This is a genomic window from Saccharopolyspora oryzae (assembly GCF_027853915.1).
Classification (GTDB): Bacteria; Actinomycetota; Actinomycetes; order Mycobacteriales; family Pseudonocardiaceae; genus Saccharopolyspora; species Saccharopolyspora oryzae.
In genome coordinates this window covers 36,599-50,375 of sequence record NZ_JAQGLA010000052.1, presented here as the reverse complement: position 1 = coordinate 50,375, position 13,777 = coordinate 36,599, and the positions used below count along the sequence as shown (strand labels likewise).

The following is a 13,777-nucleotide window of genomic DNA, read 5'->3' as shown; positions in this document are numbered from 1 at the left end:
GGCGGTGCGCGTGGGCCGGCTGGTGGTCTCCGGAGCGTGCGGCTCGGCTTCGACGGTTGCGACCGGTTCGGGCTCCGCGATGTGCAGCTTCGGCGCGGTCGAGGTGGCCTCGGCGGGCAGGAACTGGGCAGCCGGGGCTGGGGCCGGGGCAGGTGCTGCGACCGGGGCGGCGGCGGTGCCGTGGTGCGCGCTGCTGACCGCGATCGCGGTCACGAACACCGCGACGGCGTAGCCGAGCAAGCGCGGGGGAGTCCTGCGGTACCACGTCTTGGGTTGCGCCCGCCGGTGACGTCCTCGCCCGCGGATCGGAGGCAACGACGAACTGCCCACTGGTTGTCACCCCAACTGGTCGGTCGACACGGTTCCGCCGCATCACTCGAACGGGTGATGCGGTCGGTCGCACCCTACGTGACCGCTGATCGGCGTCGCCAGCCCCCGGGCAAGATCATCACTGGTCAGCGGATCGGAAGGGCGCGTTCGGCCGGGTATGTTGCCGATCATCGACGACCGTGAGGGGTGCGCGTGGAACTGCTCGAAAACGCCCTCGACGTCCTGCCCGCCGACCGCACCGCGGCCACGCTGGTCGGACGGCTGCACGATCCCGACGAGGGCGGACCCGCCGTGGTCGCGGTCCGGGGCGACCAACTCGTGGATCTCACCGCCGTGGCCCCGGCCCTCTCCGACCTGCTGGAACGGCCCGACGCGGTGGGCCTGGCCCGATCGGCGCCGGGCCGCAAGAGCTGGCCGCTGGCGCCGGTGCTCGCCGAAACCCTCGGCGGTGGCAGCGGGGCGCGACTGCTGGCGCCTGCCGACCTGCAGGTCCTCAAAGCGGCCGGGGTGACCTTCGTCAAGAGCATGCTGGAACGGGTCATCGAAGAGCGCGCCGGTGGTGATGCCGCGCGTGCGGCCGAAACCCGGGTCCAGGTCGAGCGGGCCATCGGCGGTGCGCTCGCCGCGGTGGTGCCCGGCTCCGAGGAGGCGCGAGCGGTCAAGGAGGTGCTGGTCCGCGACGGGCTGTGGTCGCAGTACCTGGAGGTCGGCCTCGGCCCGGACCCGGAGATCTTCACCAAGGCGCCGCTGCTGGCCGCGGTCGGCGTCGGCGCCGAGGTCGGCATCGCGGGCGGATCGGAGTGGAACAACCCCGAGCCCGAGGTGGCGCTGGCGATCCGCTCCGACGGCCGGATCGTCGGCGCAACGCTCGGCAACGACGTCAACCTCCGCGACGTGGAGGGACGCAGCGCGCTGCTGCTGCCCAAGGCCAAGGACAACAACGCCTCGGCCGCTCTCGGACCGTTCCTGCGGCTGTTCGACGGCTCGTTCGGGCTCGACGACGTGCGCGCCCTGGAGGTGCGCCTGGAAGTCGTCGGCGAGGACGGCTTCGTGCTGGACGGGGCCAGTTCGATGCGCGAGATCAGCCGCGACCCGGAGCAGCTGGCCCGCGCTGCGGTCGGCCCCCATCACCAGTACCCGGACGGCCTGATCCTCTACACCGGCACGATGTTCGCGCCCACCGAGGACCGCGGCGCGCCCGGCGCGGGATTCACCCACCGCATCGGCGACGTGGTCCGCATCTCGGCTCCCGGGCTGGGCACCCTGGTCAACCGGGTGGCCCGCTCCGAGGACTGTCCGCAGTGGACGTTCGGGGTGCGGGCGCTGATCGCCGACCTCGCCCGGCGCGGCCTGCTGTGACGGCGAAGGCCCGGCCGGGAGCACCCGGCCGGGCCTTCGTCCACTTCGGACGTCTCAGCGATGGCTGGGAGTCCGCACCGCCCGCTTCAGCTGGGCCACCACGTCCTTGAAGTTCCGGCGCTCGGCCGAACCCTTCCCGTCGAACGCGTCGGTGAACATCACCGCACCCAAGATCACGACCAACAGCAGCGCCACCACGACCACGAACACGTCACTCACCCCTTCTGCCATGAACATCGGTCCCCGACCGCTTTCGTTACCGGTGTGACGCACTTCGGCGCCAGGTGTGACGCGGAGCCGATCGCCGGGTGCGGGAAGCGAGGTGTCTAGGATTCGGCGGCGAGGGCGGAGCCGCGAAACGGCGGATCCGGTCGAACCCCGCGAAGACTAGCCTGGAGACCATGGCGACCAATCGACCCAATCCAGCGCAATGGGTCTGGTACGCCTTCGGTGGCAGGCTTCCGGACCGCTGCGCCGAGTGGGTGCTGCACGACGTCACCTGCCGCACCTGGGTGCTGCGCCACGTCCTGCGCGCGCTGACCCAGCTGGCGCCGTTCTGCTTGCTGGTGCTGCTGCCCGGCCCGCTGGACATCCGGGTGAGCGCGATCGCGCTCGGTCTGATGGTCGGCCTGTTCTACTCGCTCTGCTACATGGGGGAGACCGCCGAGCACCGGTCGATCAAGCACGGGTTCCCGCCGGGAGTGGCGCGCGAAACCCGGGAACTGCGCCGGGACGTCCAGCGCGCGGCCCGGCACGGCATCGGTTACCGCCCCTGGTGGGAGTAGCGCCGGATGCGCGAAGCACCACTCGAGGCCGCGCTGGCCGAGGCCGAGGTCGCCGTGCACTGGACCGATCGTGCCGATCGACCGTCGCCGCGCGAACCCCTGACCGGTGACGCTCGCGCGGACCTGGTGGTCGTCGGCGGCGGGTTCACCGGGCTGTGGGCGGCGATCGAGGCCAAGCAGCGGCGCCCCGAGCTGGACGTGCTGCTGCTGGAAGCCCACCGGCTCGGACATGGTGGCAGCGGCCGCAACGGCGGATTCCTGTCCGAGTCCCTGACCCACGGCCTCGCCCACGGCGCGCTGCACTGGCCGTCCGAGCTCGACCGGCTGGTCGAGCTGGGACGGGAGAACCTGCTGGCGATCGAGGAGTTCGTCCGGGAGCAGGGCATCGACGCCGATCTGAGGCTGTGCGGCAAGACCAGCGTCGCCATCGAGCCGCACGAGGTCACCGAGCTCAGCGAGGAAGCCGAGCTGTACCGGGAGCACGGGATGACCGCGCGCTTCCTGGGTGCCGGGGGAGTCCGCGCGGACGTCGACTCGCCGACCTACCGCGCGGGGATCCGGCTGCCCGACGCCGGCGGTCTGGTCGACCCGGCGCGCCTGACCTGGGGCCTGGCCGATGCAGCGCAACGCCTCGGCGTGCGCGTGCACGAGAGCAGCCCGGTGCGCGGCGTGCGCGAGCGCGGCGGCGAGGTCCGGCTGCGAACGCCCCGAGCAGAGGTCCGCGCCAACGGTGTCGTGCTGGGCACCAACGCATTCCGCGCCCCGCTGCGCACGATCCGCAGGCGCGTGCTGCCGATCTGGGACTACGTGCTGGTGACCGAACCGCTGTCCGAGCAGCAGTGGGCGGAGCTGGGCTGGCGCGACCGCCAAGGCATCACCGACAGCGCGAACCGCTTCCACTACTACCGCCCCACCCCTGACGGCCGGATCCTGTGGGGCGGCTACGACGCGGTGTACTACTTCGGCGGCCGCACCGACCAGTCCCTGGCCGGCCACGACGCGGCGCACCGCCAGCTGGCGCGGAACTTCTTCCGCACCTTCCCGCAGCTGGAGGGCGTGCGGTTCACCCACCGCTGGGGCGGTCCGATCGACTCCACGACCCGGTTCACCCCGCTGATCGGTCGCACCGGCCGGATCGCCTACGCCGTCGGCTACACCGGGCTCGGCGTCGCCGCGTCCCGCTTCGGCGCGCGAACCGCGCTGGACCTGCTGTGGTCCGAGGACACCGAGCGCACCCGCCTGGAGCTGGTGCGGCGCAAGCCGATGCCCTTCCCGCCGGAACCGCTGCGCTGGCCGCTGGTCCAGCTGACGCGCCGGGCCCTGGCGCGCGCCGACGAGAACGCGGGCCGCCGGGGCCGCTGGCTGAGCTTCCTCGACCGCCGCGGCATCGGTCTGGGAAGCTGAAACTGCTTCATAAACAAGATCGTCCGTGCGAGCGTGGGGCCATGGAATACGCGGAATACCGGCGTTTCGACGCCGTGGGGTTGGCCGAACTCGTCAGCAGCGGCGAGGTCGCGCCGGGTGAGCTGCTCGAGACGGCGATCGAGCGCGCCGAGAAGGTCAACGGCCGGATCAACGCTATCGTGCGGCCGATGTTCGACATAGCCCGGGCACGGGCGGCGCAGCCGCTGACGGGCGCGCTCGCCGGGGTCCCGTTCCTGATCAAGGACCTGCACCAGGACTACGCCGGAGTCCGCACCGGCGGCGGATCCCGGTCCACCCGCAACCACACGGCCACCCGCCACAGCGCGACGGTCCAGCGCTGGCTGGACGCCGGTCTGGTGATCTTCGGCCGCACCAACACTCCCGAGCTGGGGGCGAAGGGGATCACCGAACCCGAGGTGAACGGCCCGACCCGCAACCCGTGGCACACCGACCACACGCCCGGTGGCTCGTCCGGCGGCGCGGCCGCCGCGGTCGCGGCCGGGGTGGTGCCGGTGGCCGGGGCCAGCGACGGCGGCGGTTCGATCCGCATCCCGGCGGGCAGCTGCGGACTGTTCGGGTTGAAACCGGGGCGCGGCCTGGTCCCCGCCGGACCGGACCACGCCGAGCTGATGCACGGCGGCGCCACCGACGGAGTGATCTCCCGGACGGTGCGCGACACGGCGGTCATGCTCGACGTCCTGACCGCCCGGCCGGACCCCGGCGGCCCCTACCTCGCCGCCCGGCCGGACCTGCCCTACGCCGAGCTGGCCCGCCGCTCCCCGGGAAAGCTGCAGATCGGGTTCACGTGCCGCTCGCCGCTGGGATTCCCGGTGAGCCCGCACGCGATCGCGGCGGTCGAGAACACCGCGGCCCTGCTGGCCGGGCTCGGCCACGACGTGGAGGAGGCCGAACCCGAGATCGACGGCCGCCAGCTGTCCCGCGACTTCCTCTCCACCTGGTACGTCCAGCTGGCCCAGGGCGTGGAGGCGCTCAAGCGCGAACTCGGCGCGGCGGACGAGGACTTCGAACTCGACACCAGGCTGCTCGCCGCCGGGGGACGCGAGACGAAGGCGACCGAGTACGTCGAGCTGCTCGGCCGGTGGAACGGCTACAGCCGCGCGCTCGCCGACTTCCACGGCCGCTACGACCTGCTGCTGACGCCGACGCTGGGCCACCCGCCCGCGAGGATCGGTGAGCTCGAGATGCCCCCGGCCCTGCGCAAGGCGATCGAGCTGCTGCTGCGGGTTCGGCTGGCGGGCAAGGTGGTGCGCACCAAGGTCGTCAACGACGTGGTGCTGAAGAACCTGGAGAAGGTCCCCTTCACCCAGCTGGCGAACATCACCGGCCGACCGGCCATGAGCGTGCCGCTGCACACGACCCCGGAGGGCCTGCCGCTGGGCGTGCAGTTCGTCGGCGGCCTCGGCAGCGAACCGACGCTGCTGTCCTTGGCCACCCAGCTCGAGTCCGAACACCCGTGGGCCCACCTCGAGCCACCGCTCTGACACCGCATCCACAGTGGATCCTTGGGGGACCGCACAGCGATCGGATTGCTGCCTGGTGCGGTCAGCGGTACCGGCCGTTCGTCCGGGTTACCGGGCGGATGCCTGCCCGACATGCCGACGCTTCGCCTGTTCGAAGGAATTCGGGCGGCGGGGCGTCGGCGCGTTCCCGACATCGGTGCATGCCCGGGGCGTGCGGCGGGCGCCGTTGGTCCGAACGGGAACACTGGGTAATCGTTCGATCATTGCGAGTGCTCAGCGCTGGTCATACCTTCGACGAACGGGCCGATCGGCTCGTCTGGGGGTGTCCTCCCTACCGAAGGGGTGCAGCGCAACCATGTCCAACATCGTTCGTGCGGCGCTGGTCCAGGCGAAGTGGACCGGGCACACCGGCTCGATGGTCGACCAGCACGAGGCGCACGCCCGCGCCGCCGCAGCGCAGGGCGCGAAGATCATCGGCTTCCAGGAGGTCTTCAACGCTCCGTACTTCTGCCAGGTGCAGGAGACCGAGCACTACCGGTGGGCCGAGGCCGTACCGGACGGGCCGACCGTGCAGCGGATGTGCTCGCTGGCGCGGGAACTAGGCATGGTGCTGGTCGTCCCGGTCTACGAGGTCGACGGGCCAGGCTTCTACTACAACACCGCGGCCGTGATCGACGCCGACGGCAGCTACCTCGGCAAGTACCGCAAGCACCACCTGCCGCACCTGCCCGGGTTCTGGGAGAAGTACTACTTCCGCCCCGGCAACCTCGGCTGGCCGGTGTTCGACACCGCGGTCGGCCGGATCGGCGTCTACATCTGCTACGACCGGCACTTCCCGGAGGGCTGGCGGGCGCTCGGGCTGGCCGGTGCGCAGCTGGTCTACAACCCGTCGGCGACCAGCCGCGGGCTGTCGTCCTACCTGTGGAAGCTGGAGCAGCCCGCCGCGGCGGTGGCCAACGAGTACTTCATCGCGGCCATCAACCGGGTCGGCGTCGAGGAGTACGGCGACAACGACTTCTACGGCACCAGCTACTTCGTCGACCCCTACGGCCAGTTCGTCGGCGAACCGGCCAGCGGCACCGACGAAGAACTCGTGGTGCGCGACCTCGACTTCGACCTGATCGAGGAGGTCCGCCAGAAGTGGGCGTTCTACCGCGACCGGCGCCCCGACGCCTACCAACCGCTGACCGAGCCGTGAGGGGGAGCCGATGACGAGCACGCACGCAGAGCTGGCCAAGCGGCACCGCGCGGTGCTGCCGGAGTGGCTGGCGCTGTACTACGACGAACCCATCGACGTCGAGCGCGGCGAGGGCCGGCACGTCTGGGACGCCGAGGGGAACCGGTACCTGGACTTCTTCGGCGGCATCCTCACCACGATGACCGCGCATGCGCTCCCGGAGGTCACCGCCGCGGTCAGCGAGCAGGCGGGCAAGGTCCTGCACACCTCGACGCTCTACCTCAACCGGCCGATGGTCGAGCTGGCCGAACGGGTCGCGGAGCTGTCCGGCATCGACGACCCGCGGGTGTTCCTCACGACCAGCGGCACCGAGGCCAACGACACCGCGCTGCTGCTGGCCACCGGCTACCGCGGCTCAAACCAGGTGCTGGCGCTGCGCAACAGCTACCACGGCCGTTCGTTCTCGTCGATGGCGGTGACCGGCAACCGGACCTGGTCGCCGACGAGCCTGTCGCCCGTCCAGACCGCTTACGTGCACGGCAGCCGCCGGCGCGGCACACCACTCGCCGGCCTGCCCGACGAGGAGTTCACCGCCGCCTGCGTGGCCGACCTGGAGGACGTGCTCGGGCAGCTGCACGGCAACGTGGCGTGCCTGATCGCCGAGCCGATCCAGGGCGTCGGCGGGTTCGCAGTGCCACCCGACGGGTTGTTCGCGCAGTTCAAGGAGGTGCTCGACCGGCACGGCATCCTGTGGATCAGCGACGAGGTGCAGACCGGCTGGGGCCGCACCGGCGAGCACTTCTGGGGCTGGCAGGCGCACGACGCGGCCGGCCCGCCGGACATCGTCACCTTCGCCAAGGGCATCGGGAACGGCCTGTCGATCGGTGGCGTCATCGCCCGCGCCGAGGTCATGAACAGCGTCCGGGCCAATTCGATCTCGACCTTCGGCGGCAGCCCGATCACCGCGGCAGGCGCGCTGGCCAACCTCGACCACCTGATCGCGAACGACCTCCAGGGCAACGCCGCGCGCATCGGCGCGGTCCTTCGCGGCGAGCTCGACGGTGCGGTGGGGCGGATCCCCGCCGTGGCGGAGGTGCGGGGCAAGGGACTGATGATCGGCATCGAGCTCGTGCACACCGACGGCACACCTGCTCCGGAGCTGGCGGGTGAAGTGCTCGAGGAAGCGCGCCGCGGCGGTGTGCTGATCGGCAAGGGCGGGCTGGACGGCAACGTGCTGCGCATCGCGCCGCCGCTGAGCCTCACCGAACAAGAGGCGCGGGAAGGCGCCCGGATCCTGCTGGCAGCACTGGAGAAAGCGGGGCAGCGATGAGCCGGACGGTCATCCGCGGTGGCCTGGTGATCACCGCGACCGAGGAGATCCGCGCGGACGTGCTGGTCGAGGGCGAACAGGTCGCCGCGATCGCTGCGCCCGAGGTCGCCGAGCAGTGGGTGCCGGACGCCGACACCGTGCTCGACGCCGACGGCCACTACGTGATCCCGGGCGGGGTCGACGGGCACACCCACATGCAGATGCCCTTCGGTGGCACCTTCGCCTCGGACACCTTCGAAACGGGGACCAGAGCGGCGGCGTGGGGCGGCACCACCACCATCGTGGACTTCGCGATCCAGCCGGTGGGCGGATCGCTGCGCGAGGGGCTCGACGCCTGGCACGCCAAGGCCGATGGCCAGTGCGCCATCGACTACGGCTTCCACATGATCCTCTCCGACGTCGGCGACGACGCGCTCAAGGAGATGGACGCACTGGTCGCCGAGGGGATCACCAGCTTCAAGATGTTCATGGCCTATCCCGGCGTGTTCTACAGCGACGACGGGCAGATCCTGCGCGCCATGCAGCAGGCCGCCGACAACGGCGCGCTGACCATGATGCACGCCGAGAACGGCATCGCCATCGACGTGCTGGTGCAGCAGGCGCTGGCCGCAGGCCGCACCGATCCGAAGCACCACGGCCAGGTCCGCCACCCGCTGCTGGAAGCCGAAGCCACCCACCGGGCGATCCAGCTGTCCAAGGTGGCCGGTGCACCGCTCTACGTCGTGCACGTCTCGGCCGCTGAAGCGGTCGCCGAACTCTCCCGGGCAAGGGACGACGGGCTCAACGTCTTCGGCGAAACCTGCCCGCAGTACCTGTTCCTCAGCTTCGACGACCTGGCCCGGCCGGAGTTCGAGGGCGCGAAGTACGTCTGCTCGACACCGCTGCGTCCCGTCGAGCACCAGGCCGACCTGTGGCGGGCGCTGCGCACCAACGACCTGTCGGTGGTCTCCACCGACCACTGCCCGTTCTGCTTCAAAGACCAGAAGGAGCTCGGGCTCGGCGACTTCTCCAAGATCCCCAACGGGATACCGGGCGTGGAGAACCGGGTCGACCTGCTGCACCAGGCGGTGGTCGACGGCCACATCAGCCGCCGCCGGTGGATCGAGCTCGCCTGCACCACCCCGGCGCGGATGTTCGGCCTGCACCCCCGCAAGGGGACCATCGCGCCCGGCGCCGACGCCGACATCGTCATCTACGACCCGAACCGCGAGCAGGTCCTGTCGGCGCAGACCCACCACATGAACGTCGACTACAACGCCTACGAGGGCAAGCCGGTCACCGGTGCGGTGCGCACGGTGCTGTCCCGCGGCCGCGTCGTCGTCGACGGCGGCGAGTACCTCGGGCAGGCCGGTCACGGCCGGTTCCAGCGCCGCGACACCTGCCAGTACCTGATCTGAGCCCGGAAAGGGGTCCACGATGGACTTCGGTCTCGTCCTGCAGACAGATCCGCCCGCCTGGTCGGTCGTGGACCGGATGCGCCGGGCCGAGGAGCTCGGCTTCAGCCACGGCTGGACCTTCGACTCCTGCGTGCTGTGGCAGGAGCCGTTCGTCATCCACAGCCAGATCCTGTCCGCCACCGAGCAGCTGCGGGTCGGCACGATGGTGACCAACCCGATCACCCGGGACTGGACGGTCACGGCCTCGGCATTCGCCACGCTCAACGACATGTTCGGGCCGCGCACGGTGTGCGGCATCGGCCGCGGCGACTCGGCGGTGCGGGTGACCGGCGGGCACCCGACCACGCTGGCCAACCTGGAACACGCCATGCACGTGATCAAGGAGCTCGCCGAGGGGCGCGAGGCGCAGGTCGACGGCACTTCGGTGCGGCTGCCGTGGGTGCGCGACGGGCAGCTGCCGATCTGGATGGGCGCCTACGGCCCCAAGGCGCTGGAACTGGTCGGACGCCAGGCGGACGGGTTCATCCTGCAACTGGCCGACCCGTACCTGACCCGCTGGATGGTCGACCACGTCCGGCAGGCGGCGCGCGACGCGGGACGTGATCCGGCGTCGATCACCGTGTGCGTGGCGGCCCCGGCCTACGTCGGCGACGACCTCGCGCACGCGCGCGAGCAGTGCCGCTGGTTCGGCGGCATGGTCGGCAACCACGTGGCCGACCTGGTCGCCCGCTACGGCGACACCGCAGCGGCGGTGCCGACCGCGCTGACCGACTACATCAAGGGGCGGGAGGGCTACGACTACTCGCACCACGGTCGAGCCGGCAACCGCAGCACCGAGTTCGTGCCCGACGAGATCGTGGACCGGTTCTGCCTGCTCGGCCCACCCGACCAGCACGTCGCGAAGCTGCACGAACTCCGCGAAGCCGGAGTCGACCAGCTGGCGATCTACGCGATGCACGACGCCATCGACACCACGATGGACGCCTACGGCGAGCAGATCATCCCAGCCGTGAACTGAGCCGCTGCGGTCCGTTACCCCTGGTCAACTCCTGGTGACATCGCCGTTGCGATGCCGGTCACAGCGCATCGGCTTTGTAGAGTTCCGCGCGACACGACGGGCCCGCGCGGCGGGGTGGAGCAGGAAGGCACGCCATGCGGCAGGGACTCGGCGCCAAGCTCGGCATCGGCTGGCGGCTGCACGGAGACGGCAGCACCCCACGACCCGGAGAGGCGGTGGCCCCGGACGAGCGGTTGTCGTGGGGACGCACGATCGGGCTCGGCGCCCAGCACGTCGTCGCGATGTTCGGTGCCACGTTCGTGTTCCCGGTGCTGATGGGCCTGGACCCCAACCTGGCGATCATGATCTCCGGGGTGGCCACGATCCTGTTCCTGCTGATCGTGCAGGGCAAGATCCCCAGCTACCTGGGCAGCAGCGCTTCCTTCGTCGGCGTGGTCACGGTCATCCGCGCCGGGGGAGGGGACAGTTCGACGGTCACCGGCGCGCTGCTGGTGCTCGCCCTGGTGCTCTCGGCCGTGGGGCTGCTGATCCACTTCGTCGGCGCGCAGCTGGTGCACCGGATGCTGCCGCCCGCCGTCTCCGGCGCCGTGGTGATGCTGATCGGCTTCAACCTCGCCCCGGTGGTCGCCTCCACCTACTGGCCGCAGGACCAGTGGATCGCACTGCTGACGATGCTGGTCGTGCTCGGCTGCAGCACGCTGCTGCGCGGGTTCTGGTCGCGCATCGCGGTGTTCATCGGGCTGGTCTTCGGCTACGTCCTGTCCTGGCTGTTCGACCTGGGCTTCGGTCCGATCACCGCGCCGAACGCCAGCGGCGAGGTCAGTACGCACCCGCGGGTCGACCTCAGCGCGGTCGCGGACGCGCCCTGGTTCGGGCTGCCCACGCTGCACGGTCCGACGTTCGACCTGGCCGCCGTCATCGTGGTGCTGCCGGTGGTGATCGCGCTGATCGCCGAGAACGCCGGCCACGTCAAGGCGGTCGAGGAGATGACGGGCGCCAAGCTGGACGGCAGCATGGGCCGCGCGATCTTCGCCGACGGCTTCGCCAGCACCCTGTCCACCGCCGTCGGCGGTCCGCCCACCACCACCTACGCGGAGAACATCGGCGTCATGGCGGCCACCCGCGTGTACTCCACCGCGGCGTACTGGGTGGCGGCGTTCGTGGCGATCCTGTTCGGGCTGTGCCCCAAGTTCGGCGTGGTCATCGCGGCGACCCCGGGCGGTGTGCTCGGCGGCATCACCGTGGTGCTCTACGGCATGATCGGCCTGCTGGGCGCCAAGATCTGGGTGGAGAACAAGGTGGACTTCGGCAACCCGGTCAACCTGCTGCCGCTGGCCGCCGGTCTGGTGATGGGCATCGGGGGAGTGTCGCTGAAGATCACCCCGCAGTTCAGCCTCAACGGCATCGCGCTGGGCACCATCGTGACGCTGGTCGGCTACCACGTGCTGCGACTGCTGGTGCCGAAGCAGCACGATCAGTCGGCGGTGTAGACCCGCGCCATCGAAATGTCCTCGGCGGTGACCGGGCGCCCCGGGAGCGGGGTGCCCGGTCGTGCCTGCAGGCCGTCGAGCACCAGCGTCAGATAGCGGGCCGGAGCTTCGCGGCGGACGTCGTCGGGGACGTCGCGCACGCCCTGCAGCACGATCGACAGGATCATCGCGATGTCGCCGCTGCTGACGTCCGCGCGCAGCGCACCGGACTCCTGCGCGGCCCGCACCATCGAATCCAGGATGGACAGCAGCTCGCCGCGGACCTGGGTCAGCTCCGGGTCGGCGCCGAGGACTTCGCGAGCGCGCGGTGAGTGCATCGACAGCCGCAGCACGGTGTGCATGTCGGTGGCGGTCAGCAGGAACTCCGTCAGCGCGCGCCACGGATCGGATTCCCGCGCGGCGATGGCCCGCGCTTCGTCGAGGACCCGGCCGAAGACGTGCTGTCCGACCGCTCGGATCAGCGAGTCGCGGTCCGGGAAGCGCCGGTAGAGGGTGCCGGTGCCGACTCCCGCTGCCCGCGCGATCTCCTCCATCGGCACTTCGGGGCCGCGCTCGGCGAACACGACCCGCGCGGCGTTGATGATCCGGTCGCGGTTGCGGCGCGCGTCGGCCCGGAGTTGCGGCGTGGCGTCGGTGCTCATGGTCCTCGCTCGTGGTGCCGGCGGCTGTTCGGGCGGATTGTCGCATGGTCGTCCGAGAACTATCTGGACGAATTCCTTCCGGTTCACTATAACTGGAGGAGAAGCTTCCATTTGTTCGCTCGGTGATCAGGGGGTCACGATGACCGAACCAACCGCCTACCCGAAGCCCCGCACCTGCCCGTTCTCCGTCGATCCGGACTACGCCCGGCTGCGCGAGGAGCGACCCGTCGAGAAGGTCCCGATGATGGGTGGCGACCACGCCTGGCTGGTCACCCGCCACGACCTGGTCCGCCAAGTGCTCGGCGACCCGCGGCTGAGCTCGGACCGCCGCCGACCGGGATTCCCGCAGTTCTCGGCGAACCAGCAGAGCGTCTTCCGGGACCTGCCGCCGGCGATGATCGGCATGGACGCGCCGGAGCACACGGCTGCTCGGCGAGCCGTGCTCGGCGAGTTCACCGTGCGCCGCATCGAGGCGATGCGGCCGCGGATCCAGCAGATCGTCGACGAGTGCATCGACGGGATCCTCGCCGGGCCCAGGCCGGTCGACCTGGTGTCGACGCTGTCGCTGCCGGTGCCGTCGCTGGTGATCTGCGAACTGCTCGGCGTGCCCTACGCCGACCACGACTTCTTCCAGCAGCGCAGCTCTCGGCTGGTGCACCGCACCACACCGCTCGAGCAGCGGATCAGCTCCGCCCGGGAACTGCGGGCGTACTTGGAAGAACTGGTGTCGGCCAAGGAGCGGGACCTGCCGGACGACCTGCTCGGCAGGCAGGCCCGCAAGCAGCGAGAATCCGGCGAGATCGACCACTCGGCCCTGGTCAGCTCGGCGTTCCTGCTGCTGGTCGCCGGGCACGAGACGACCGCGAACATGATCTCGCTGAGCACCCTCGCCCTGATCGAGAATCCCGAGCAGCGCGCGGAGATCGTCGCGGATCCGGCCAAGACGCTGCCCGCGGTCGAAGAGCTGTTGCGCTACTTCAGCATCGTCGAGGGCGCGACCTCGCGGGTCGCGGTGGCGGACGTGGAGATCGGCGGCGTCCTGATCCGCGCGGGGGAGGGCGTGATGGCGCTGACGTCGGCGGCCAACCGCGACCCGGAGGCGTTCGAGCGCCCCGACGAGCTCGACATCGACCGGAAGGCCCGCCACCACGTGGCTTTCGGCTTCGGCCCGCACCAGTGCCTCGGGCAGAACCTGGCGCGGATGGAGCTGCAGATCGTCGTCGACGCGCTGTTCCGGCGGGTGCCGAACCTGCGGTTGGCCGTCCCGGTCGAGGACCTGCCGGTGAAGTCCGAGGCGAGCGTGTTCGGCCTCTACGAACTGCCGGTGACGTGGTGAGGGGAGTG

Annotated in this window: 12 protein-coding genes and 1 pseudogene; 10 read left to right on the top strand and 3 right to left on the bottom strand. The window is 70.8% G+C overall.

Going from position 1 to position 13,777, the window contains the following annotated elements; genetic code table 11:
• Positions 1-240: pseudogene (locus tag OU415_RS25365) on the bottom strand (hypothetical protein); the annotation flags it as partial.
• Between the two features lie 282 nt (positions 241-522).
• On the opposite strand from OU415_RS25365, the gene OU415_RS25360 reads away from it, so the two are divergent.
• A complete protein-coding gene (locus OU415_RS25360; RefSeq protein WP_270951704.1) occupies positions 523-1,689 on the top strand; it encodes a fumarylacetoacetate hydrolase family protein in 1,167 nt (388 codons plus the stop codon).
• Between the two features lie 54 nt (positions 1,690-1,743).
• Here OU415_RS25360 and OU415_RS25355 read toward each other — a convergent pair whose 3' ends face one another.
• Entirely contained in the window at positions 1,744-1,920 is a 177-nt protein-coding gene (locus OU415_RS25355) for a hypothetical protein (RefSeq protein WP_270951703.1), read from the bottom strand.
• Between the two features lie 170 nt (positions 1,921-2,090).
• Between OU415_RS25355 and OU415_RS25350 the strand changes: the two genes are divergently transcribed.
• The 8 genes from OU415_RS25350 to OU415_RS25315 all read left to right on the top strand — a co-directional run bounded on the left by OU415_RS25350 (position 2,091) and on the right by OU415_RS25315 (position 11,792).
• A complete protein-coding gene (locus OU415_RS25350) occupies positions 2,091-2,474 on the top strand; it encodes a DUF5313 family protein (protein WP_270951702.1) in 384 nt (127 codons plus the stop codon).
• Positions 2,475-2,480: 6 nt separating this feature from the next.
• The gene (locus OU415_RS25345) at positions 2,481-3,878 is read left to right on the top strand and encodes an NAD(P)/FAD-dependent oxidoreductase (protein ID WP_270951701.1); all 1,398 of its coding nucleotides are present in this window, start codon (positions 2,481-2,483) and stop codon (positions 3,876-3,878) included.
• Between the two features lie 41 nt (positions 3,879-3,919).
• Positions 3,920-5,401, top strand: coding sequence for an amidase (locus OU415_RS25340; RefSeq protein ID WP_270951700.1), 1,482 nt, complete (start codon positions 3,920-3,922; stop codon positions 5,399-5,401).
• A 334-nt stretch (positions 5,402-5,735) separates the two neighbouring features.
• A complete protein-coding gene (locus OU415_RS25335; RefSeq protein ID WP_270951699.1) occupies positions 5,736-6,578 on the top strand; it encodes a nitrilase-related carbon-nitrogen hydrolase in 843 nt (280 codons plus the stop codon).
• 10 nt (positions 6,579-6,588) lie between these two features.
• Complete coding sequence (locus tag OU415_RS25330) at positions 6,589-7,887, top strand: aspartate aminotransferase family protein (protein WP_270951698.1); 1,299 nt, start codon at positions 6,589-6,591, stop codon at positions 7,885-7,887.
• The gene (gene hydA, locus OU415_RS25325; RefSeq protein ID WP_270951697.1) at positions 7,884-9,284 is read left to right on the top strand and encodes a dihydropyrimidinase; all 1,401 of its coding nucleotides are present in this window, start codon (positions 7,884-7,886) and stop codon (positions 9,282-9,284) included. Before OU415_RS25330 ends, hydA begins: the two co-directional genes overlap by 4 nt.
• A 19-nt stretch (positions 9,285-9,303) precedes the next feature.
• Entirely contained in the window at positions 9,304-10,302 is a 999-nt protein-coding gene (locus OU415_RS25320) for a TIGR03842 family LLM class F420-dependent oxidoreductase (protein WP_270951696.1), read from the top strand.
• A 134-nt stretch (positions 10,303-10,436) separates the two neighbouring features.
• On the top strand, positions 10,437-11,792 hold the full coding sequence (locus OU415_RS25315; RefSeq protein ID WP_270951695.1) for a uracil-xanthine permease family protein: 1,356 nt from the start codon (positions 10,437-10,439) through the stop codon (positions 11,790-11,792).
• Here OU415_RS25315 and OU415_RS25310 read toward each other — a convergent pair.
• On the bottom strand, positions 11,777-12,433 hold the full coding sequence (locus tag OU415_RS25310) for a TetR/AcrR family transcriptional regulator (RefSeq protein WP_270951694.1): 657 nt from the start codon (positions 12,431-12,433) through the stop codon (positions 11,777-11,779). The genes OU415_RS25315 and OU415_RS25310 overlap by 16 nt on opposite strands.
• 139 nt (positions 12,434-12,572) lie before the next feature.
• On the opposite strand from OU415_RS25310, the gene OU415_RS25305 reads away from it, so the two are divergent.
• Positions 12,573-13,769 (top strand): cytochrome P450, encoded by a 1,197-nt coding sequence (locus OU415_RS25305; RefSeq protein ID WP_270951693.1) that lies wholly within the window; start codon positions 12,573-12,575, stop codon positions 13,767-13,769.
• The last annotated feature ends 8 nt before the right edge of the window (positions 13,770-13,777 follow it).